2 protein-coding genes are annotated in these 24,584 nt (G+C 70.5%); both read left to right on the top strand.

Annotated features, from left to right (window positions below; genetic code table 11):
• The first annotated feature begins 75 nt into the window (after positions 1-75).
• Positions 76-7,530 (top strand): amino acid adenylation domain-containing protein, encoded by a 7,455-nt coding sequence (locus ACWZHB_RS32155; protein WP_427905471.1) that lies wholly within the window; start codon positions 76-78, stop codon positions 7,528-7,530.
• 68 nt (positions 7,531-7,598) lie between these two features.
• A complete protein-coding gene (locus tag ACWZHB_RS32160; protein WP_427905472.1) occupies positions 7,599-24,578 on the top strand; it encodes an amino acid adenylation domain-containing protein in 16,980 nt (5,659 codons plus the stop codon).
• Positions 24,579-24,584 lie beyond the last annotated feature (6 nt).

Here is a 24,584-nt window from a genome sequence, read left to right on the forward strand (position 1 = left end):
CGGTCGGCAGTGGCTATGTAGGTGTAGCTATGCTGTGTCCGACTCGGCCGCCGGACGCGAGAGGTGTATTGGTCTGTGGAAACCCCCCGCCGCACGGGCCGTGTCGGTCGCCGACGGGCGACCGGCGCACCGTTGTTCGGACAACTACTTACGGCCGCCGTCGAGTCCGCGGCCGATTCGATCGCGCTGCGTTCCAACCCCACCGGCATGCCCGGTGCGGAACAGCGCCTCACTTATCGTGAACTCGACGAGCGATCCTCGCGCCTGGCACGGGAACTCATCGACCGTGGCATGGGCGCGGGCGACGTCGTCGCGATCGCGATCGCCCGCTCCGTCGAATCCGTGCTCGCGGTCTGGGCCATCGCCAAGACCGGTGCCGCGTACGTGCCGGTCGACCCGGCCTACCCGGCCGAGCGGATCGCCCACATCGTCGCCGACTCCGGCGCGACCATCGGCCTGACCACCGCGGCCCATCGCGCGGGCCTCGGCACCACCGCGTACTGGATCGAACTCGACGACCCGGTGGTCGCCGAACGCATCGCGGTGCGGCCAGGGCACGCGGTGAGCTACGCCGACCGGGTCCGCCCGATCGACGAGGCCCACCCGGCCTACGTCATCTACACCTCCGGCTCCACCGGTAAGCCCAAGGGCGTCGAGGTGACGCACGCCGGGCTCGCCACGCTGGTCGCCGCCGAGCGCGAACACTATGGTGTGCAACCGGATTCGCGTGTGCTGCATGTTTGCTCACCGAACTTCGACGTGTCGGTGCTCGAGCTGCTGCTGGCCTTCGGTACCGGGGCGACGCTGGTGATCTCGCCGCCGCGCGTGTTCGGTGGTTTCGAACTGTCGGACCTGCTGCGCCGCGAACGCATCACCCACCTGCTGATCACCCCGGGCGCGCTCGAGTCCGTCGACCCGGCCGGGCTGCCGGATCTGACGACCGTGATCGTCGCGGGTGACCGATTCGGCCCGGAGCTGGTCGGGCGCTGGGCAACCGGCGGGCGCGCGTTCTACAACGGCTACGGGCCGACCGAGGCGACGATCCTCGCGACCAGCACCGCAAAGCTGCACCCGCACGCGCCGATCACCATCGGCAACGCCGTGCCCGGCATGGGCCTGTACGTGCTCGACGCGCGGCTGCGGCCGGTGCCCGCCGGAGTGGTCGGCGAGCTGTATCTCGCCGGCCCCGCGCTGGCGCAGGGGTATCTGGGCAGGCCGGGGCTCACCTCGGAACGGTTCGTCGCCTCGCCGTTCGGGCCGGGCAGGCTGTACCGCACCGGTGACCTGGTGCGCCGATACGAACACGACGGCACGCTGGAATATCTGGGCCGCACCGACTTCCAGGTGAAGGTGCGCGGATTCCGGATCGAGCTGGGCGAGATCGACAACGCGCTCACCGCGCACCCCGACCTCGATTACGCGGTGACGCTGGGCAAGACGATGCCGTCGGGGACGACCGCGCTGGTCGCCTATGTGCTGCTGCGTGCCGGGCGCACCGTCGACACCGGCGCGCTGGCGGAATTCCTCGCGGAATCGCTGCCCGCGTACATGATTCCGTCGGTCATCATGGTCCTCGACGCGCTGCCGCTGACGTCGGTCGGCAAGCTCGATCGTGCCGCGTTGCCGACGCCGGTGTTCACCGCGCGTGGTTTCCGCGCGCCCGCCACCCCGGCCGAACAGGTGGTGGCCGATGTGTTCGCCGCACTGTTGCTGCGCGACGGCGCGGGCCGGGTCGGCGCCGACGACGACTTCTTCGAACTGGGTGGTGACTCGCTGCTCGCCGCGCAGGCGGTGGCCCGCATCGGTGCCGCGCTGGACGTGCGGGTGCCGGTGCAGGCGGTCTTCGATGCGCCCACGGTCGCCGCGCTCGCCAATCGGGCCGAGCAGCAACGACTGTCGGCGCACGCCCTGCCGCTGACACCACGTCCGCGTCCAGCGCTGGTCCCGTTGTCGTATGCCCAGCAACGGATGTGGTTCCTCAACCGCTTCGACCCCACTTCGGCGGTGGACAACATCCCGGTCGCGGTGCGCCTGTCGGGTCGGCTCGACCTGCCCGCCCTGCGGGCCGCGATCGCCGACCTGATCGCGCGCCACGAAGTCCTGCGCACGGTCTACCCGGTATCCAACGGCGCCCAGCCTGCTGATGTCAGCGGCGGTGCGGTGCTCGATGGTGAAGGCCACCAGCTGGTGCTGGCGGCAGGCGACCCAGCCGCGGTGCCGGAGTTCGAAGTCGTCGAGGTCGCGGAAGACCAGCTGACCGAGGCGATCGGCGCCGCGGCGCTGACCGGCTTCGACGTCACCGCCGGGCCGCCGGTGCGCGTGCGGGTGCTCGCGATCTCGGACAACGAGCACGTAGTCGTGTGCGTGGTCCACCACATCGCCGCCGACGGTTTCTCTTTCGCGCCGCTGACCAGGGATCTGCTCACCGCCTACGCCGAACGACGAGGTGGCGGCGCACCGCACTGGCCGCCGCTGCCGGTGCAGTACGTCGACTACACGCTGTGGCAGCGTGAGCTGCTCGGCGCCGAGCACGACCCGGATTCACTGCTCGCCGCGCAACTCGCCTTCTGGCGAAAGACCCTGTCCGGCTTGCCCGAACAGCTCGAACTGCCTACCGACCGCCCGCGTCCCGCGGTGTCGAGCCGGGCGGGTGGCTCGCTGAGCGTGCAGGTTCCGGCCTCGGTCCACGCTGGTCTGTCCGCGCTGGCCCGCGAGCACAACGCCACCTTGTTCATGGTGGTGCACACCGCGCTGGCCATGCTGCTCGCCCGGCTCTCCGGCACCCGCGACATCGCGATCGGTACCCCCGTCGCGGGCCGCGGTGAGCAGGCGCTCGACGAGCTGATCGGCATGTTCGTCAACACCCTTGTCCTGCGCGCCGAGGTGAACCCGGCGGCGAACTTCGCCGAGCTGCTCACCGAGGTCAGAGCTCGGGATCTCGCGGCCTTCGGGCATGCCGATGTGCCGTTCGAGCGGCTCGTGGATCTGCTGGAGCCGGTGCGTTCGACCGCGCGGCATCCGCTGTTCCAGGTGATGCTGACCTTCCAGAACCTGGCCCGCACCGACCTGGCGCTGCCCGGCCTCGCCGTGTCCGCCGCCGATTTCACGGTGCCGCTGGCGAAGTTCGACCTGCAGGTGGAGCTCGCCGAACACATCGGCGTCGACGGCGCACCGCAGGGCATGGCGGCCACCTTCGTCTACGCCACAGACCTTTTCGACCGCGCCACCGTCGCCGACTTCGCCGATCGCTGGACGCGGGTACTGGCCGCGATCGTCGCCGATCCCCGCAAACCGGTCGGCGATATCGATGTGCTCGCTCCCGGTGAGCGCGAACTCGTGCTGCGCGAAGGCAATTCACCCGGTGTCGCCGTGCCCGAGGTGACGCTCGCCGATCTCATCACGATCCAGGCCCAGCAGCGACCCGAGGCGATCGCGATCAGGGCGGGGGCGGAGTCCGTCACTTTCGCCGACCTCCTCGGCCGCGCGTCGGCACTCGCCCGCGCGCTCATCGCGCAGGGCGCCGGACCGGAAACACTGGTGGCCGTCGCTGTTCCGCGCACGGCGGAGCTCCCGGTCGCTTTACTGGCCGTGCTGCTCTCCGGCGCCGGATATCTCCCGATCGATTCCGGATATCCCGCGCAGCGGCTGGAATACGTGATCTCCGACGCGAAACCCACTGTCCTGCTGACGACTTCGGGCGAGGGTGATCGACTGAAGGCGCCGGTCGATGGTGATCCACTGTCGACGGTGCCGTTGGGTACCTCACTGGCGAACCTGCCGGTGGTGCTGCTCGGCGAAGAGGGCGCCTTCTCCGCCGCGCCGCTGCGGCCCGGTGAGCGCCACGCCCCGCTGCGCCCGGACCACCTCGCGTACGTCATCTACACCTCGGGTTCCACCGGCCTGCCCAAGGGTGTCGGCGTGACTCACCGCAATGTGCTCGAGCTGTTCGCCAACACCCAACTGCTGTTCGCCTTCGACGCCGACGACGTGTGGACGGTCTTCCACTCCTTCGCCTTCGACTTCTCCGTCTGGGAGCTGTGGTGCGCGCTGGCGGGCGGTTCGTCGGTCGTCGTCGTCGACCACCTGACTTCTCGCTCGCCGATCGAATTCCGCGAACTGCTGGCCCGCGAACACGTGACGGTGCTGAGCCAAACCCCCACGGCCTTCGCCCAACTCGACGAAGCCGACCGCGCCGCGCAGGCCGCCGGAGCCGCACCGCTACCGCTGCGCTACGTGGTGTTCGGCGGCGAGGCGCTGGACCCCCGCAAGCTTAACCGCTGGTACGACCGCTACGGAAATGGCGCGGGCGCACCAGAACTCGTCAACATGTACGGCATCACCGAAACGACCGTCCATGTCTCGCACCAGGTTCTGACTTCGCGGACGGCGGAGATCGTGGCCGATCGGGCCGGCTCGGATGCGGACGCGGCGGCGGATCGGCGCGACACTTCCGCCGAACTGGCAGGCAGTCTCATCGGTCGTGCGCTGCCCGGACTGTCGGTGGTCGTCCTCGACGACCGTCTGCGCCCTGTCCCGTTCGGCGTCGCGGGCGAGCTCTATATCGCGGGCAACCAGCTCGCACGCGGCTACCTCGGCAAGCCGGGCCTCACCGCCACCCGCTTCGTCGCCGACCCGTTCGGCGAACCGGGTGCCCGCCGCTACCGCTCCGGCGACCTCGGCCGGTGGATCGGTTTCCGCGGCACCCCCACTCTCGAATACGGCGGGCGCGGCGACCAGCAGGTCCAGCTGCGCGGCTTCCGGATCGAACCGGGCGAGATCGAGGCCGCGCTGCTCCGCGTGCCCGGCGTCGGCCAGTCCGCGGTGATCGTGCGCGCCGACGAGCACGCCGGTGACCGCCTGATCGCCTACGTCGTGCCTGCCTCGGAGACAGCTCTCGACCCGGTGGACGTGCGCGCCGCCGTCGGCGAATTCCTCACCGGCTACATGGTTCCCGACGCTGTGGTGGTGGTCGGGGAACTACCGATGACCACCAACGGCAAACTCGACCGCGCCGCGCTGCCCGCACCGGAGTTCACCGCCGCCACCACCTTCCGCGCCCCGACCACGCCCATCGAACTCAGCGTCGCCGAGGTCTTCGCGACCCTGCTCGGCGTGCCCGAGATCGGGCTGGACGACAACTTCTTCGACCGCGGCGGCAACTCGCTGCTGGCCACCAGGGCCATCGCCCGCATCGACCAGGCGCTCAGCACCGACCTGGTGGTACGTGACCTGTTCGAGGCGCCGACCGTCGGCTCGCTCGCCGCCCGTGTGCGCCCCGGTGCGGTGGCCGCGCCACGACCGCCGCTGATCCCGGCGCAGGATCGTGGCGTCATTCCGCTCTCGCCCGCGCAACAGCGGATGTGGTTGCTCAACCGCATCGACCCGGACTCACCCGCGTACAACATTCCGCTGGTGCTGCGGCTGCGCGGTGCGCTCGACACCTCGGCGCTGCGCTATGCCGTCGCCGATGTGCTCGAACGGCACGAGGCGCTGCGCACCCGATTCCCGGCCGATGACACCGAAGCTGTTCCGTACCAGGAGATCCTGCCCGTCAGCGCGGTGCTGCCGACCGGGCTCGCGATCGAGGAGTGCGACGACCCGCGCGATCGGATAATGCGCTTGCTCGCAGGCGGTTTCGATGTCGCCGACCGAGTTCCGCTGCGCGCCGGGCTGTTCACGGTCCCCGGCGATGATCCGCTCGCGGAGGAGGAGCATGTGCTCGCCGTGGTGGTGCAGCACATCATCGCCGACGGTGGCTCGCTCGCGCCGCTGGCCCGCGACCTCGTGATCGCCTACCGGGCGCGCGTCGAAGGTCGCTCACCGGCGTGGGCGCCGCTGCCGGTGCAGTACGCCGACTACGCGCTGTGGCAGCGCGCGGTGCTCGGCTCCGAAACCGACGAGAATTCCACCGCCGCGCGGCAACTGGCCTTCTGGCGACACACCCTGGCCGGTCATTCCGGCACGGTCGAACTGCCGCACGACCATCCACGCCCCTCGCACGCCTCGTTGCGTGGCGCCGATGTGAGCACCATCCTGCCCGCCGAGATCCACGCCCATCTCGTCGAGATCGCCCGCACGCACAACGCGTCGCTGTTCATGGTCGTGCACGCGGCACTGGCCGTGCTGCTCGCCCGGATCTCCGGCAGCACCGACATCGCGATCGGCACGCCGATCGCCGGACGAGGCGAACCCGAGCTCGACGACCTGGTCGGCATGTTCGTCAACACCCTGACCCTGCGCACCGAAGTCGATCCACAACGCGGCTTCGACGAATTGGTCAGTGCCGCACGCGAAGTCGGTCTCGCCGCGTTCGCCAACGCCGACCTGCCGTTCGAGCGGGTCGTCGAGGAGGTGGCTCCGACCGGCACGGTCTCGCACAACCCGCTGTTCCAGGTGGTGCTCTCGTTCCACAACAACGAGACCCCCGTGCTCCGCCTGCCCGGCCTCACCATCGAGGCGATGGATCTCGCGGCCCGGCCCGCCAAGTTCGACCTGCAGGTCAATGTCGAACCGCGACTGTCGGCCGCTGGCGAACCCGATGAGATCGGCGTCGTCTTCACATATGCCACCGACCTTTTCGACGAGCCCACCGTCGCGGCCTTCGCCCGCGGGCTCACCGAGATCGTCACCGCGGTCGCCGCCGACCCCGCGGTGCGCGTCGGCGATATCGACCTGCGTGACGCGGGCGAACGCGAACGCGCGCTGACCGCGGCCGCCTATGCCCCCGCGCCGTCGGCCAACGGTGCCGCCCTGGCGCAGGAACTGGCCTCCGCCGTCGAGGAAGACCCGGACGCGCCTGCCCTCGACCTGGGCGAAGCCGAGCTCGCCTACGCCGAATTCGATGCCCGCTCTTCGCAATTGGCGCGCTCGCTGATCGCGCGCGGAGCAGGGCCTGGCACCGGAGTCGCCATTCGTCTAGACCGCGGGATGGACGCGGCGATCGCGACCTGGGCGGTGCTCAAGGCCGGTGCCGCGGTGGTGCCGTTGATGACGATGGACGCGGGGCTGCCGGGCAGCCTCGAGGTGAAACTCGGCCTGACCATCGACATCCTCGACGCGCCCGACGGCCTGGACTGGTACGACCTGGCCGATCCCGCGCTGCACGCCGAACTGGCCGCCGAGTCGCCGCGCCCGATCGGCTACGCCCATCGCACGCGGGCGCTGCGCGGCGACGACGTGGCCTTCGTCGGCGGTGGCCGCACGCTGAGCTACGACGAGTTGGCGGCCGCGGCCGAACAGGTCGCCGAGCGCACCGGGCTGACTTTCGAATCGCGCACGCGAGCGGCTGGTCGACCGGATTCGGTGGTGGGGGTGCTCGAGATCGTCTCGGCCGCGATCGCGGGTGCGACGCTGGTGCTGGGGGCAGATCAGGGGGGTGCGGACGAGGTGAGCCACGTGTTCACCGAGTCCGCGGTGGCAGTCGCCGAACCGGGCGACGGGACCGGTGCGAGGATTGTCGCGATCGGTGAGATGATCGGCAACGCCGGGCAGCCGCACGAGCGGCGCACGGTGGTCGGGATGGATGGATAGGTGGAACGAACACTGGCTGGTCCGCGCGGTGCGCGACGTGCCGGTGCGCGTCGAGATCGGTACGAGGTGTGCATGACCGGGCAACGGCAAGTCGACTCCGTCGATCGGATGGAACTGTCGTGACCCGGGCGACCCGGGCGTCCGGCGCCCGTGCCCGGCAGCGCGGGAAGTCGCTGCCGCAACTGCTGTCCGTGGCGGTGGAGTCCAATCCCGGTGGGCTCGCGCTGTCGTGGGACGACGGTGTCTCCGCGCCGGTGCGCTGGACCTACGCCGAGCTCGACGAACGATCCAACCGGCTGGCGCGGCTGCTGATCGCCCGTGGTGTCGGTCCCGAGGACGTGGTGGCCGTCGGCATCCCGCGTTCGCCGGAATCGGTGTTGGCGATGTGGGCGGTGGCCAAGGCGGGCGCGGCGTTCCTGCCGGTCGACCCGAACTATCCGGCTGCCCGGGTGCGCCACATGCTCGACGATTCCGGCGCGGTGCTCGGTGTGGCGGTCGGTGCGGCGATGGACCGGCTGCCCGGTGCGCTCGAGTGGTTGTGCCTCGATGACGCGAGCGTGCGGCGCGCCACCGACGATCAGTCCGGCGACCCGGTGACCTTCGCCGACCGGGTGCGCACGCTGCGGCTGCAGCACCCCGCGTACGTGGTGTATACCTCCGGCTCAACGGGCTTGCCCAAGGGCGTGGTGGTCACGCACGCCGGGCTGGCCGGCTACTGCGCCGAGCAGCGCGCGCACTACGGGATCGAACCGTCGTCGCGGACTCTGCATTTCGCGTCGCCGTCCTTCGACGGCGCCGTGCTCGAACTGCTGATGGCGGTGGGCGCAGGGGCCGCGATGGTGCTGGTGCCCGCGGGCGTGCTCGGCGGCGCCGAGCTGGCCGAGGTGCTGCGCCGGGAAGCCGTCACGCACATGTTCATCACCACGGCCGCGCTGGCCTCACTCGATCCGGCCGGTCTCGACGCGCTGGCCGTGGTCACGACCGGTGGCGAGGCGTGCCCACCGGATCTGATCCGGCGCTGGGCCACCGATTCGCGCCGGTTCCACGACTGCTACGGGCCGACCGAGACCACCATCGTGACGAATATCAGCGCACCGCTGGTGGTCGGCGACACGATGAACATCGGGGCCCCGCTGCGTGGGGTGACCGAGTACGTGCTCGACGAGCGCCTGGTCCGGGTGCCCGACGGGATGATCGGCGAGCTGTACATCGCGGGTAACGGGCTGGCGCGCGGGTATCACCGGCAGCCGGGATTGACCGCGTCGCGCTTCGTGGTCGATCCCTTCGCGGGGGCCGACGGGCGGATGTACCGCACCGGCGACCTGGTACGTCGCCGGGTCGACGGCGCGATCGAGTTCGTGGGGCGCAACGACTTCCAGGTGAAGGTGCGCGGGTTCCGGATCGAGCTGGGTGAGATCGACACCGTGCTCACCGCGCACGACACCGTCGACTTCGCGGTGACCCTCGGCCATGAACTCGACAACGGCACCACGATTCTCGCCGCGTACGTGCATGCGACGCCCGGTGCGCTGATCGACACCGACGCGCTGTTCGCGCACGCCAGAGCGGGCCTGCCCGCGCACATGGTGCCGACCGCGCTGACCGTGCTCGACACCATTCCGCTGACTCCCGTCGGCAAGCTCGACCGGGCCGCGCTGCCCGCGCCGACGTTGCGCGCCGAGGAATTCCGGGCGCCGACGGGTGCGATGGAAGAGCTTGTGGCGCAGATCTTCACCGAGCTCCTCGCCCCGGAGAACCCGGTCGGCGCCGATGACGACTTCTTCGCGCTCGGCGGCAATTCGCTGCTCGCGACTCAGGCGGCGGCTCGGCTCGGTGCGGAGCTCTCGGCGCGGGTGCCCGCTGGTCATCTGTTCGAAAGCCCCACTGTCGCTGGGCTTGCCGCGCTGCTCGAACCGTTGAAGGGGTCAGGCGGGCAGGCGCCGCTGACACCGCGTGGCCGACCCGAGCTGATCCCGCTCTCGCCCGCGCAGCAGCGGATGTGGTTCCTCAACCAATTCGATCCGAGTTCCACGGCCGAGACGATCCCGTTCGCGCTTCGCCTGTCCGGGCCGTTCGACGCTCGCGCGCTGCACGCGGCGTTGTCGGATCTGGTGGGGCGCCACGAATCCCTGCGCACGTGGTACCCGGTCTACAACGCTGACGAGGCGCGCGCTGACGGTGACGGCGCGGTGGTCGACGGTGTCGGCCACCAGGTGGTGTTGCCGATGGCCGACGCGGTGCCCGACGTGCTGGTCGACTCGCTCACCGAGGACGAATTACCGCTGTGGCTGGGGGAATTCGCGAGCACCGGCTTCGATGTCGCCGCGGGCGTGCCGTTCCGGGTGGCGCTGGCCGAGCTCGGACCGCACGATCACGTGCTCGCCGTGGCCCTGCACCACATCACCGCCGACGGCGCCTCGGTGGCACCGCTGCTGCGCGACCTGCTCGGTGCCTACCTGGCTCGCCGCAACCGTTCGCGGCCGAGGTGGCAGCCGCTGCCGGTGCAGTACGCCGACTACACACTGTGGCATCGCGAGCTGCTCGGTGCCGAAACCGACCCGGATTCGGTGGCCGCCGCGCAGATCTCGCACTGGCGTACGGCGCTGGCCGGCCTGCCCGACCGGCTCGACCTGCCCACCGATCGCCCTCGCCCACCCGTATTCACCGGTCGCGGAGCCGAATTCGGCTTCCAGATCCCGGCAGCGGTGCACGGCGCGGTCGCCGCGCTCGCCCAGCGCAGCGGCACCTCCGAATTCATGGTCGTGCACGCGGCTTTCGCGGTGCTGCTGGGTCGGATCGCGCACACCGACGACATCGCCATCGGCACCCCGGTGGCCGGGCGCGGTGCCCGCGAGCTCGACGACCTGATCGGCATGTTCGTCAACACGCTGGTCCTGCGCTCGCAGCTCGACCCGCGCGCGAGCTTCGCCGAATTGCTGCGCGCGACCAAACGTGCCGACCTCGCCGCCTTCGCCCACGCGGATCTGCCGTTCGAGCGGCTGGTCGAGCTGCTCGATCCGGTGCGTTCGCAGGCGCATCACCCGCTGTTCCAGGTGGCCCTGTTCTTCCAGAATCTCGATCTGCCGAGCCTGCGACTACCCGGCCTCGACGCCACGCCGGTCGAATTCGACGGTGCGGTGGCACGTTTCGATCTGCAGCTCACGATCGTGCCCGGCGCCGATCCGACCGAACCGATGGCCGCGTCGTTCAACTACGCCACCGATCTGTTCGATCCCGACACCGTCGAGACCATGGCGGCCCGGTTCACGCGGTTGCTCGAGGCGGTCGCCGCCGACGCCGATGTCGCGATCGGCGAGATCGATCTACTCACCGAGGTCGAGCGCGCGCAGACCCTGGTGCGCTGGAACGACACCCGGCATCCGGTGGCGCCGGAACCGGTGCTCGAGGCGTATCGCCGTGCGGTGCAGATGCATCCGGACGCCACCGCGCTGGTCTTCGAGGACACCGAGCTGACCTATCGGCAGTTCGACGATCGGGTGAACACGCTCGCGCGGGTGCTGATCGAGGCGGGCGTCGGGCCGGAAAGCCTGGTCGGCCTCGCGATCCGGCGCTCGCCCGAATTGGTGATCGGCATGTACGCGGTGCTCGCCGCGGGCGGCGCCGCTGTGCCGCTCGACCCGGATCATCCGGCCGAGCGCATCGCCTACATCCTCGACACCGCCCGGCCCGCCTGTGTGCTGAGCACCCGCGCCGATGCCGTCGCGGTCCCGCACGGCACCTCGTTGTTGTTGCTCGATGAGCTCGATCTCGCTGGGGTACAGGGTGATCCGGTGCTCGCGCCGGAATTGCGGGTACCGCTGCGCCCCGAAAACCCGGCGTACGTCATCTTCACCTCGGGGTCCACCGGCAAGCCCAAGGGTGTCGCGATCTCGCACGCCGCCATCGGCAACCAGCTGGTCTGGATGCTGGCGAAATACCCACTGGCACTGGGTGATGTGTACCTGCAGAAGACGGCAACCACCTTCGACGTGTCGCTGTGGGGCTACTTCATGCCGCTGCGGGTCGGCGCGAAACTGGTGCTCGCCACCCCGGACGGCCACCGCGACCCCGCGTATCTGATCGACCTGATCGCGCGGCACTCGGTGACCGTCACGGACTTCGTCCCGTCGATGCTCACGGTGTTCGCGGCGCAAGCAGCAGCGGGCAGCGGCGCGTCCGTTGCCCCCGACGGGCCGTCCGGGCCGGGTGCTGTCATCGCGTCCGGGGGAGACGGTCACCACGCCGGGCTGGCGTCGCTGCGCGAGATCTTCGTGATCGGGGAGGCGCTGCCCGCGGAGACCGTCGATGCCATGGCCGCGGTGAGCTCGGCCCGGTTGCACAACCTGTACGGGCCGACCGAGGCGGCCGTCTCGGTGACCTACTGGCCCGCTCGTCCGGGTGAGCGCTCGGTGCCGATCGGCCTGCCGCAGTGGAACACTCGCGTATACGTCCTGGACGAGCGGCTGCGACCCGTGCCGCCAGGTATCGCGGGTGAGTTGTATCTCGCGGGCGACCAGCTCGCCCGCGGGTACGTCGCCCGGCCCGGCCTGAGCGCCGATCGCTTCGTCGCTGACCCCTTCGCCGCAGCGGCTTCCGTCAGCGGATCAGCTGATGGTGGCGTGGCCGACGGAGCAAGCGGCGGGCCCGTGGTGGGCGCGCGCATGTATCGCACCGGTGACCTGGTGGTGTGGCGTCAGCCCAGCTCGAACGCACCCCACCGGCTGGACTACCTGGGGCGCATCGACTTCCAGGTGAAGTTCCGTGGTCAGCGGATCGAGCTCGGGGAGATCGAGACCGCGCTGTTGGCACACGAAACCGTCAGCCAGGCAGTGGCATTGGTGGCGTCGACCGAGCTCGGTGACCAGCTGGTCGCCTATGTGGTGCCCGCTCCCGGCTATGCCGCTGTGCCGGACCGGCTCCAGGCGACTGTCTCGAAAACCCTGCCGGCCTACATGGTTCCGGCCTCGATCACCGTGCTCGACGCGTTGCCGCTCAACCCCAGCGGCAAACTCGACCGCAAGGCGCTCCCGTCGCCGAGCTTCACGACCCGGGCCTTCCGTGCGCCGGGCACCGCGCAGGAGCGGCTCGTCGCCGGCCTGTTCGGGGAAGTGCTCGGCCGCACCGACATCGGCGCCGACGACGACTTCTTCGCCCTCGGCGGCAACTCGCTGATCGCCACCCGCCTGGTCGCCCGCCTCGGTGCCGCCACCGGCGGTCGAGTCGCCGTACGCACCCTCTTCGAGACACCCACCGTCGCGGGACTCGCCGCCGCCCTCGACCCCGATGCGGCGGCCGAACCGACCAGCGGTCTCGGCACCCTGCCTCGCCCCGCCGAGCTGCCCCTCTCGCCCGCCCAGCGCCGCATGTGGTTCCTCAACCGCTTCGACCAGGGCGCCGAAGACGGAGCCGCCGCCTACAACCTCCCCTTCGCCCTCCGCCTGACCGGCACCCTCGACGTCCCCGCCCTCACCGCGGCCCTGCGCGACGTGCTGGCCCGGCACGAGGTCCTGCGCACGATCTACCCCGACACCACGAACGGCCCGATCCAGCAGATCCTGCCGGCCGACGAGGTGGATCTCGACCTCGCTGTGTACCGGGTGGGCACGGCCGCCGACGGCGCCTCGGGCACCGCGACCGGGCTGATCGAGCAGGTGCGCGCACTCGCGTCGACCGCGTTCGATGTGACCACCGAGGTTCCGCTGCGGGTTCGGCTGCTCGACGTCACCGGGAACGCGCCGGACGCACCCACCGAATACGTGCTCGCCGTGGTGGTGCACCACATCGCCGCTGACGCCTCCTCGATGGTGCCGCTCGTACGCGACGTGACCACCGCCTACCTGGCCCGCGCCGCCGGGCACGCCCCGGATTGGGCCGCACTGCCGGTGCAGTACGCCGACTACGCGTTGTGGCAGCTGGACCGGCTCGGCACGGAAGACCAGCCGGATTCGGCTGCTGCCCAACAGCTCTCGTACTGGCGGTCCGAACTCGCCGACCTGCCGGATCTGCTCGAGTTGCCCACCGACTACCCGCGCCCAGCCCTCGCCTCACTCGCCGGTGGGCGAGTGCCGGTGCGCATCGACGCGCAGACCCACGCGGCGCTCGCGCGGATCGCGCGCGAGCGTGGCGCGACCGTGTTCATGGTGTTGCACACCGCCTTCGCGGTGCTGCTGGCCAGGCTGTCGGGTGCCGCCGACGTGGCGGTGGGCACCCCGGTCGCCGGGCGCGGTGAGCGTGAACTCGACGATCTGATCGGCATGTTCGTCAACACCGTCGTCCTGCGCACACGCTATGACGGTGGGTCGACATTCGACGAGCTGCTCGCCGCCCAGCGCACCAGCGATCTGGCCGCGTTCGCCGCCGCCGACGTGCCGTTCGAGCGACTCGTCGATGTCCTCGATCCACCGCGCTCCACCGCCCGTCATCCGCTCTTCCAGGTGGGCCTTTCCTTCCAGAATGTCGACCGCGCCGAACTGGAGCTGCCCGGGCTGCGGATCGCGCCGGTTTCCACGGAACTCGCTGTGTCGCAATTCGATCTGCATCTGATCGTCGGAGACGGTTACGACGCGGCCGGGGCACCCGCGGGCATCGAGGGCTTCTTCACCTACGCCACCGATCTTTTCGACGCCTCGACGGTGGCCACCTTCGCGGACCGGCTGGAGCTGCTGCTCGCCGCGTTCGTGCGCGAGCCGTCCGTGGTGGTCGGCGATGTCGACCTGCGTACCCCCGCTGAGCTCGCGGCCGAAATCGTCAGCGGTGCGGCGGATCTGGCAGTGCCCGGTGGCACGCTCGCCGACCTGCCGCTGGTCGCTCGGCCCGACGCCATCGCGCTCGTCGCGGATCTGCCCGAGGGTCGTCTGGAGCTCACCTACGCCGAGTTCGACGCGCGGGTGAACAGGCTCGCGCGCCACTTGATCTCGATCGGTGTCGGACCCGAGTCGCTGGTCGCGATCGCCCTGCCGCGTTCGATCGATCTCGTCGTCGCCATGTTCGCGGTGACCCGCTCCGGCGGCGCCTACGTGCCCATCGACCCCGATCAGCCCGCCGACCGCACCGACTACATCCTGCACACGGCCGCCCCGATCTGTGTGCTCACCAGCGGTTTCCGCACCGATGCCGCGCCGGTGGTGCGGGTCGACCACCCGGTGATCGCCTCCGCCGACCCCGGCCCGATCACCGATGCCGATCGCCGTGCGCCGCTGCACCCGGAGAACACCGCCTACGTCATCTTCACCTCCGGCTCCACCGGTCGCCCCAAGGGCGTCGCGGTGCCGCACGTGGCTGTGATGAACCAGTTGCACTGGCTACGAGCCGAATTCGGTACTGACGCCGCCGATGTCTTCCTGCTGAAGACCCCCGCCACCTTCGACCTGTCGGTCTGGGAATTCTGGTCCGCCGCCGTCTGCGGTGGCCGCCTGGTGATCGCCGCCCCCGACGGCCACCGCGACCCCGCCTATCTGGACGCCCTCATCGCCGACGCCGGCGTCACCACGCTCACCGCCGTGCCGTCTCTGCTCGACGCGCTCTCGGGTTACTGGGAGTCGTACGCGCACAACGACTACAGCGCCGCCGCACCCCGCATCGTCGCGTTGACCCGCATCCTCGCGATCGGTGAAGCGCTGCCCGCCGCGCTGGCCCAACGCCTGCTGAAGGCGTTGCCCGAAACCAGGATCGACAACCTCTACGGTCCCACCGAGGCAGCCGTCTCCATCACCGACCACCGCGTCACCACCGCCGACGTGCTGACCGTGCCGATCGGTGCCCCTGAATGGAACAGCCGCGTCTATGTCCTCGACGAGCGTCTGCGCCCCGTCGCCCCCGGCATCAGGGGTGAGCTGTACCTCGGTGGTATCCAGCTCGCGCGCGGATACCTCCGCAAGGCCGCCCTGACCGCCGAACGCTTCCTCGCCGATCCCTTCGAACCCGGTGCCCGTATGTACCGCACCGGCGACCTGGTGGCCCGCACCGCAATGTCGGCCGCTCCGGTAGCAGGTGCGTCCGGTGAGCTGATCTACCTGGGCCGCAGTGACTTCCAGGTGAAGGTCCGTGGTTTCCGGGTCGAGCCCGGTGAGGTCGAAGCTGTTCTGCTCGGGCTGCCGGGGGTGAGCCAGGCCGCCGTGCTGGCCCGCACCGACGCCCACTTCGGTGATCGGCTGGTCGCCTATGTGGTCGGCGCCGATCTCGATGCCGCGCAGTTGAAGTCCGTGCTCAAGGAAAAGCTGCCGACCTATCTGGTGCCCGACGCCTTCGTTGTCCTCGACGAACTGCCGTATACCGTCAACGGGAAGCTGGATCGAAAGGCGTTGCCCGCGCCGGTCTTCGAGGCCGCCAGCTTCCGTGCCCCAGCGACGCCCACCGAGCAGGCGGTCGCGGAGGTCTACGGCGAGATCCTCGGCGTAGCCTCGGTCGGCGCCGACGACGACTTCTTCGCCCTCGGCGGCAACTCGCTACTCGCCACCAGGGCCGCGGCCCGGATCGGTACCGCGCTCGATCGCGCGGTCGGCGTTCGCCTGCTGTTCGAAGCACCGACGGTGGCCGATCTCGCCCTGCGCGTGCACCGATCGGACGAGGCCACCGCGCCCCGGCTGCTCGCCGGACCGCGCCCGCAGCGGGTGCCGTTGTCGCTGGCACAGCAGCGGATGTGGCTGCTCAACCAACTCGACCCCGACGCCACCGTCTACAACATCCCGGCCGCGATCCGCCTCAGCGGTGCACTCGACGTGCCCGCGCTCGGCCTCGCGGTAGCCGACCTGTTCGCCCGTCACGAAGTACTGCGTACCCGCTACCCGGCGCATGCGGACGTGCCGTTCCAAGATGTCCTCGCGCCCGACGCGATGCACGTCGATCTGACGCCGGTGCCGGTCACTGCCGACACCCTCGCCGACGAGGTGCGCCAGATCGTTGCCACCGGTTTCGATGTCACCGCCGAGCCGCCGGTCCGGTTGCGACTGCTGCGACTCGGCGCCGACGACCACGTCGTGGTGTTCGTCGCCCACCACATCAGCGCGGACGGTTTCTCCATGGGGCCGCTCACCCGCGACCTCGTTCTCGCCTACACCGCGCGCACGGCAGGGTCCACGCCCGGTTGGCCGCCGCTGCCGCTGCAATACGCGGATTACGCGGTGTGGCAGCGAGACTCACTCGGCGACGAGTCGGACCCGGCCTCCACGGCCGCCGCCCAGCTGGCTTACTGGCACGACGAACTCGCCGGTCTGCCCGAGGAGATCGCGCTCCCCGCCGACCGCCCGCGCCCGACGGTGCAGTCGTTCGCCGGCGCCACCAGCACCTTCACGATCGACGCCGCACTGCACGCCGAGCTCGCCGGGCTGGCCCGCGCGCAGGGTGCCACGGTGTTCATGGTCGTGCAGGCCGCGCTCGCGGTGCTGCTGGCCAGGCTCAGCGGTACCGACGATGTCGCCATCGGGACCCCGATCGCGGGACGTGGTGCCCGTGAGCTCGACGACCTGGTCGGCATGTTCGTCAACACCCTGGTGCTGCGCAGCCGGATCACCGAGAGCGCACCGTTCACCGCCCTGCTGGCGCAGACCCGCGACACCGATCTGCGCGCCTTCGCCCACGCCGACGTCCCGTTCGAGCGGGTGGTCGAGGCGGTCCAGCCCGCCAGATCGGCGGGTCGGCATCCGCTGTTCCAGGTGGCGCTGTCGTTCGAGAACCTCGCCCCGGTCGCCTTCGAGCTGCCCGCGATCACGGTGGGCGCGCTGGACGCCCGCACCGCTGAGGCCAAGTTCGACCTGTTGCTCACTGTGCGCGAGCAGCCGGACAACGGCGGCATGCACGCCGAATTCACCTATGCCACAGATCTGTTCGACGCGACGACCGTGCGGAGCTTCGGCGAGCGGTTCACCCGCCTGCTCGCCGCGGTAGCCGCCGACCCCGACCTCGCCGTCGGCGATATCGCCCTGCTCGACCCCGCCGAGTTCCGCGCGCAAACCACCTTCGCGGGCCCGGCGGCCGAGCCCGCACGCACCCTCGCCCAGTTGCTGGACGATGCGGTGCGGGCCAATCCGACCGGCATCGCCCTGCGCGGCGACGGTCGCGGATTCACCTACACTGAGCTCGACGCCGCCGCCAACCAGCTGGCCCGCGGCCTCATCGCCCGCGGTGCGGGCCCGGAAGCCGCTGTCGCCGTGGCGATTCGGCGGTCGGTCGAATCGGTGCTCGCGGTCTGGGCGATCGCCCGCACCGGCGCGGTGATCGTGCCGATCGACCCGGCCTACCCCGCCGAGCGGATCAGTCACATGGTCGCCGACTCGGGTGCCGTCTTCGGCATCACCCTCGCCGCCGAACTCGCCGGGCTGCCCGAACTGCCCGGCGACGGGGGCTGGGTCGCACTCGACGATCGCGCATTCACCGCCGAAATCGCCGGGTGCGCGACCGTGAGCCTGCGCGAAATCGAACTACTCGCACCGCCGAGCACCGGCAACGCGGCGTACATGATCTATACCTCCGGCTCGACCGGCGTACCCAAGGGCGTCGTCGTCACCCACGCCGGACTCGCCAACTTCTGCGCCGAGCAGAAACAGCGCTACCACCTCGACTCCGACACGCGCGCACTGGCTTTCGCCTCCCCGTCGTTCGACGCTTCCATGCTGGAGCTGCTGCTCGCCATCGGTGGCGCCGGCACCCTCGTGGTGGCGCCGACCGGGTATGTCGGTGGGACCGAACTCGCCGAACTGATCCGCACCGAGGGCGTGACCCACACCTTCCTGACCCCGTCGGTCCTCGCCACCTTGGATCCCGACGGCGTCCCTGGCCTGCGCGCCCTGATCGTCGGCGGCGAACACGTCCCCGCCGACCTGGCCGCACGCTGGAACACGTTGCCCCAGCGGCACTTCCACAATGGTTACGGCCCCACCGAGACCACCGTCATGACCACCATCAGCGACGCACTGCACCCCGGCGACCCCGTCCACATGGGCGGCCCGATCCGCGGCATCCGCGCCCTGATCCTCGACGAACGCCTCCGCCCCGTCCCCGAAGGGGTCACCGGCGAGCTCTACCTCGGCGGAATCCAGCTCGCCCGCGGCTACCACCAGCGCCCCGCCCTGACCGCGTCCCGCTTCGTCGCGGACCCCTTCGCCGCCGAGATCGGCGACGGCGGCGCCCGGCTCTACCGCACGGGCGACCTCGTCCGCCGCCGCGCTGATGTCCTGGAGTTCCAGGGCCGCAACGACTTCCAGGTCAAGATCCGTGGTCTGCGGATCGAACTCGGCGAGATCGACGCCGTGCTGGCCGCCGCGCCAGGTGTCTCCTGGGTCGCCACGCTCGGCCGCGACAACGGCTCCGGTTCGACCATGCTCGTGTCCTATGTCATGGCCGAGCAGGGCCGCCACCTCGATACCGCCGAACTCACCGCGCTCGCCGCGCAGGTGCTGCCCGGCTACATGGTGCCCGCCGCGATCGTCGTCCTCGACGAGATTCCGCTGACCCCCGCGGGCAAGCTGGACCGGCGCGCGCTGCCGGACCCGGTCACCGCCCGCCGCGATTACCGCCCGCCTCGCACCAGCGCCGAGAAGACCGTCGCGCGGGTGATCGCCGACGTGCTCGGCCGTGACCGGGTCGGCCTCGACGACGACTTCTTCGCCCTCGGCGGCGACAGCATCACCGCCATCCAGGTGGTGTCGCGGGCCGGGTCGGCCGGCGTGGTCCTGCGGCCGCGTGATCTGTTCGACGCGCGCACCGTCATCGCGCTCGCCGACCGTGCCGAGGTGACCGTGGCACCGAGTGCCCCGTCCGCCTCGCTCCCGCTCACCGCGACCGCCGCCCAGCTCATCGAAGCGGGGGAGACCGCGGTCGAACCGCGTGCCGTGCTGCTCGAGGTACCGGCCGACTGCCCGGACCAGGCCGTCGCCGCCGCCGCGACCGCGGTGATGAACCAGCACCCGATGCTCTGGGCGCTGCTCGACCGCACCGGCGACACCCCGGTGCTGCGCATCCCGCCGCCCGAAGAACGCATCGGCGGCGCGTTCCGCAGGCTCGACACCGAAGACGGTGAGTCCTCACTGCCGGTCGACGACATCGTCGCCGCGGCCGCCGCCGCGCTCGACCCGGACGAGGGTCGCAATATCCACTTCATCCTCACCGGCGACGCCGAGCACTCGGCGACTCTGGTCGTCGTCGCGAATGCTCTCGTCCTGGACGAGAATTCGTGGCGCGCCGTGGTCGACCAGCTGACCTCGGCCTGGAGCCGCGGCCGCCACGCCGCACCCGCCGCGCCGGATGCCGGACTCGGTGACCTGGTGCGCAGACTCGCCGACTACCCGTCCACCGCCCCCGCGCGCACCGAACGCGAATACTGGCATCGCGCGATCCGTTCCAGGGCAGGCGAATCCGCCGATCTGCACCAGCGCAACCGGGTCTCGCTGAGCATCACCGGTGAGGGCACCACCGCGGTCCGCACGGTCGCCGAGGCCTACCGCGCCACCGTCGACGAGGTGCTGCTCACCGCCGCCGCGCTGGCCCTGCACACCGCGGCCGACACCGCCGTCGCGCGGGCGATCGGCACGGTGGTGCGGCTGCGCGCCGATCAGCGTCTGCTCGGCCGATCCGATGCCGAGAACGTCGTCGGTGGGTTCACCACCGACTATCCGCTCGCGCTGCGCCTGGATGGCATCGACGTCGCCGACGCGCTCGTCGGCGGTCCCGCCGCGGGAACGGCCCTGGCCCAGATCAAGGAACTGCGCCGCGCGGTCCCCGCCCACGGCGCCGGTTTCGGCCTGCTCCGCTACCTCGACGCCGAGACCTCCGACAGCGTCCGCACCCTGGATCGCGGCCGGTTCGCGGTCCGTCTGCGTGACCTGCGCCCCGCGCGCGTGCACACCGATGTCGCCACCGACGACCTGGCATTGGTACTCACCGTCGACGCCACCGACGACGGCCTGGTCGCCCGGTTCGACTACGCCACCGCCGTACTCACCGCGGACGCCGTCAAAACCTTCGCCGAACACTGGATCCGCGCGCTCGGCGGTCTCGCCGAACACGGATTGCAGCCCGGTGCGGGCGGATTCACGCCGTCGGACTTCCCGCTGGTGCGTCTCGGCCAGACCGAACTGACCCGCCTGGTCCGCCGCTACCCGCTGCTCAGCGACGTGTGGCCGGTGACCCCACTGCAATCGGGGATGCTGTTCCACGCCCTGCTCGCGGAGAACTCGGTCGACCCCTACATCACCCAGTTCGTCCTCGACCTCGATCTGTCCGTGGACGTCGAGCGCCTGCACGAGGCTGCGCAGGCCGTGCTCGACCGGCACGACAACCTGCGCGTCGCCTTCGCCACCGACGCCGCGGGCACCCCGCTGCAGGTCGTGCTCGACGACATCGACGTGCCGTGGCAGGTCATCGACGCCGACAATGCCGCCTACCAGCGCATTCGCGCTGCCGACCTGGCGGCGCACTTCGACATGACGGCAGCCCCGCTGCTGCGGTTCACCATGGTGCGCACCGCGGAGACCGCGCACCTGCTCGTCACCAGCCATCACATCCTGATCGACGGCTGGTCGACCCCGCTGCTGCTGCAGGAACTGCTCACCGCGTACGTGGTCGGCGGTCGGAGCAGGCGCCTGCCGAAGGTCGCGCCCTATCGCGACTACCTGGCCTGGCTCGTCGACCAGGATCTCGAAGCCGCCAGGACGGCCTGGCGCACCGCGCTCACCGGCCTGGCCGAGCCCACTCCGCTCGCGCCCGTCGACCAGGGCCGTGAGATCGCCACGGGCACCGGCGAAACCGGCTTCGCGCTCTCCCCGGCCGATACCACCGCACTGAGCGAGCTCGCCGCGAGCCTCGGCGTCACGGTGAACACCGTCGTCCAGGCGGCATGGGGTCTGCTCATCGCCCGGCTGGTCGACCGCGACGACGTGGTGTTCGGCGCCACCGTGTCCGGCAGGCCCGCCGAGCTCGACGGTGTGGAGCGGATGGTCGGACTGTTCCTCAACGCGATTCCCATCCGCGTGCGCGTGCATCCCGGCGATACCGTCGCCGAGCTGCTGCGCAGACTGCAGGACGACCAGGCCGCGCTGCTCGATCACCACTACCTGGGTCTCGGCGAGATCCAGGAGATCGCGGGCATCGACGCGCTGTTCGATTCGCTCGTCGTGTTCGAGTCGTTCCCGGTCGACCGCGCGGGACTGGCGCAGGCCGCGTCCGGATCGGCCGCGGTCACCGGGATGGACGCCGCCAACGGCACCCACTACCCGCTGACCGTGCAGGTGGTCGCCGACGGGCAGCTGCGGGTATCGGTGAAGTACCTGCGCGATGTGTTCGGCGAGGACACCGCGAACGCGCTGGCACAACGCTTTTCGATGCTGCTCGCCCGTTTCACCACCAGCCCGCGGGCCAGGCTCGCCGAGATCGATGTCCTGCTGGCGGAAGAGCGCGCGACCGTCGCGGCGATCAACGCCACCGACGCCCCCGAACTGCTCGACGACGCGACCCTGCTGTCATTGTTCGACGCGCAGGTCAAGCGCACACCGCACGCCACCGCGCTGATCGACGGTGAAACCACCTATACCTACGCGGAATTCGACGAACGGGCACGAAAGTTCGCCACCGCGCTTCGAGCACGGGGCGCCCGGCCGGAGACGCTCGTCGCGGTGGCGATGCGGCGCGGAATCGACCTGGTGACGGCGATCTACGCGGTGCTGCGGACCGGGGCGGCCTACGTTCCGGTCGACCCGGACCATCCGGCCGAACGGACCGAGCGGGTACTGGCCGCCGCCGCTCCGATCTGTGTGCTCGCCGCCGCCGGATTCACGACCACTTCGGACATCCCGGTCGTCGAAACAGCCGCTGTCAGTGACGACGTAGTGGATCTCGAGCTGCCGAAGGCAGGCAATCTCGCCTACGTCATCCACACCTCCGGGTCCACCGGAAAGCCCAAGGGCGTCATGCTGACCCACCGGCAACTGGTCAACCAGTTCCGCTGGGCACAGCGCACCTACCCGCTCGGCCCCGGCGACGTGGTGCTGCACAAGACCCCGGTCACCTTCGACATCTCCACCTGGGAGTTGCTGTGGCCGTTGCACACCGGCGCCACCGTGGTGATCGCCGCCCCCGACGGCCACCGCGACCCGGCCTACCTGGCCGAGGTGATCACCGAACGCGCAGTCACCACAGTGCATTTCGTACCGTCGATGCTCGATGCCTTCCTCGCCGAGCGCTGCGACGGCGAATTCCCCTCGCTACGACGGGTCTTCGCCGCGGGTGAGGCGCTGTCGTCCGCGTCCGCTCGCCGGTTCGCTCAGGTGCTGCCCACGGCGACGCTGGTCAACTGGTACGGGCCCGCCGAGGCCACCGTGGCGACCGCGGAGGTTGTCGAAGCTGGTGCCGCCGTTGGTGTTCCGATCGGCACTCCGGTCGCCAACACGCGAGTGCACGTGCTCGATCGTCACCTACGGCCGGTACCGCCCGGCACCGCGGGGGAGTTGTACCTGGAAGGTGTGCAGCTGGCTCGCGGCTACCTCGGCGCTCCGACTCTCACCGCCGAACGTTTCGTCGCCCACCCGGGCGGTGGCAGGCTGTACCGCACCGGTGACGTTGTCCGCTGGACGGCCGCCGAGAGCCTGGAATACCTGGGTCGCAGCGACTTCCAGGTGAAACTGCGCGGGCAGCGCATCGAACTCGGCGAAGTCGAGGCCGTCCTGCGCGACCATCACAGTGTCCGCCACGCTGCCGTCGCGCTCGTTCACGGTCCGACGGGAGATCGCCTGGTCGGCTACGTGGTACCTACCGAGGCGCCGGACGAGGAAGCTCGAGCGGCCGGCTACTCGATCGAAAGCGGCACCGCCACTGCCGGTTTCGATCAAGCCGTGTTGCTCGCCCATGCCAGGGCGGCGCTCCCGTCGTACATGGTGCCCGCGACCCTGGTGACGCTGAAGTCCTTGCCGCTCAACGCCAGCGGCAAGCTCGATCGCAAGGCACTCCCCGTACCCGCCTTCACCACCCGCGCCTACCGCCCGCCGACCACACCGTTGCAGCGCGCCGTCGCCGAGGTCTACGCGGAGGTGCTCGGCGCGGGCAAGGTCGGCCTCGACGACGACTTCTTCGAACTGGGCGGCAACTCCCTGGTCGCCACCAAAGCCATCAGCCGCCTGCGCACCAGGGTCGGCGCCGAGGTGCGAGTGCAGTGGTTCTTCACCGATGCCACGGTGGCCGCGCTGGCCGACCGGATCGACGCCACCCAGTCCGCCGCCGGCGACTACGACCTCACCTCCGATCTCGAATCCGACGACGCCCTCGGCGTCCTGCTCGCCATTCGCAATCGGGTGCCGCACGGCACCGAGGCGGGCGGTGCGCTGTTCTGCATCCACCCGATGTACGGCCTCTCCTGGTGCTATGCCGGTCTGGCGCAATACATTCCGGCGCGACGGCCGATCTTCGGCCTGCAGTCACCCGCGCTGAGCGAGGCGGGCTACCTGCCGGGCACGCTCGCCGAGATGGCGCGCCGCTACGCCACCGAGATCAGGACCCAGCAGCCGCACGGCCCGTACCGGCTGATGGGCTGGTCGCTGGGCGGTGTGCTCGCCCATGCCGTCGCCACCGAATTGCAGGCGGCGGGGGAGCGGGTGTCGCTGCTGGCGATGCTGGATTCGCACCCCGATATCGACGTCCCCGATTTCCACACGGCGGTCCGCGACGCGCTCGCCGAACTCGGTGTCGACATCAGCGCCGCGCTGCCCGCCGCGGGCGTGCGCGAACTCAGCGAGGACGGACTGGCCGCGCTGCACGCGATCATCCCCGCCAACATGGCCGTGCTGACTCCTGAACGGGTGCGCCGGATCTATCGCAGCGCGGTGCGCTCGGCGGAGTTGATCGCCGAGCATCGGCCCGCGGTGTTCCGCGGCAGGCTCGAGTACTTCAGTGCGCTCGGACACGAGGCGGCGGCGGCGAATTGGGCTCCGTATGTCGACGGCGCGGTGCGTGATCGACCGGTCGCGGTGGTGCATGATCAGATGACCTCGCCGCAGGCATTGGCGGAGATCGGGCCGCGGCTGGCCGAACTGCTCGACGCCGGCGACCGCGAGGCCGGGGCGCGGTGACGAATA

Source organism: Nocardia sp. FBN12, assembly GCF_054031145.1.